This is a genomic window from Bartonella sp. AP57NXGY (genome assembly GCF_042195805.1).
GTDB lineage: Bacteria > Pseudomonadota > Alphaproteobacteria > Rhizobiales > Rhizobiaceae > Bartonella.
The window spans coordinates 1-1047 of the sequence record NZ_JBHIOZ010000363.1 but is presented as its reverse complement, the minus strand read 5'-3'; the positions used below and the strand labels follow the sequence as shown (position 1 = coordinate 1047).

Annotated in this window: 1 protein-coding gene; it reads right to left on the bottom strand. The window is 37.7% G+C overall.

Going from position 1 to position 1047, the window contains the following annotated elements; all coding sequences use genetic code 11:
- A partial coding sequence (locus tag ACFIL8_RS12820; RefSeq protein ID WP_375689787.1) for an efflux RND transporter permease subunit occupies positions 1 to 1047 on the bottom strand: 1047 nt, incomplete at both ends.

Sequence of the window (1047 nt, the reverse complement as noted above, 5' to 3'; positions counted from 1 at the left end):
ATCATTGTCATACAAACTGGACGAAGGCGAATGTTTGCTGCTTCTTCTACGGCTTCACGCACGCTTCTTCCCTGATCACGTAATTGATCTGCAAATTCAACAATAAGAATACCATTTTTTGCCATAACACCAATTAACAAAATTAATCCAATTTGGCTGTAAATATTCAGACTCACACCACTCAATAGCATAGCAATTACAGCACAACCAATCCCTAATGGGACAGTGGCCATGATAATAAATCCTGAAATAAAGCTTTCAAACTGAGCAGCCAAAATCAATAAAATAATCAAAAAGGCAATGCCAAAAACAATCATAAAACTGGAGGATGTTTCATTAAGTGTTTCAGCTTCCCCTAAGGGAACTACATAGGTCCCTTTCGATAACAAAGGAGAAGCAATTTTCTGTACCGTTTGGTAAGCTTCCCCTAAAGCAATACCCGGAGCAAGATTTGCGCTTAAAATAACAGCACTCATGCGTTTTTCCCGTTTTAATTGGGGAGAGATAGCTTTTTCATGTAAACGCGCAATAACCGATAAAGGAACATATCGATTGTCTTTGGTCTTTAAAAAAATGTTTTCTAAATCACTAGGACTCTTCATAGAATTTTTACGCGACATCAATTTAACATCGTAAGAATGATCATCCACGTTAATAGAACCAATCTTTTTACCATCCAACATTGCTTGTAATGTATCGCCCAAATTGGTGATATCAATCCCTAAATCGGAGGCTTTTTTTCGGTTGATTTCAATGAAAAATTGCGGTTGTGTTGCATCAACAGTAAGGCGTGGGCGAATAAAACGCGGATCATCTTGTAAAGTACTCACCAGCTTATCAGCAATGGGTTGTAATGTTGCATAATCATTGCCAAGAATTGCAAACTGTAATCCTTGCCCAGTTCCTCTCACACCTAGAGAATTTCCCTGCGCAGCAAACACAAAAACTGCGGGAAACTGTTTAACTTTTTCATTAATATCTTTCACGATTTCTTGCTGACTCCGTAAACGTTTATCCCAAGATGAAAGCAATAAAATCAAAAAAGCA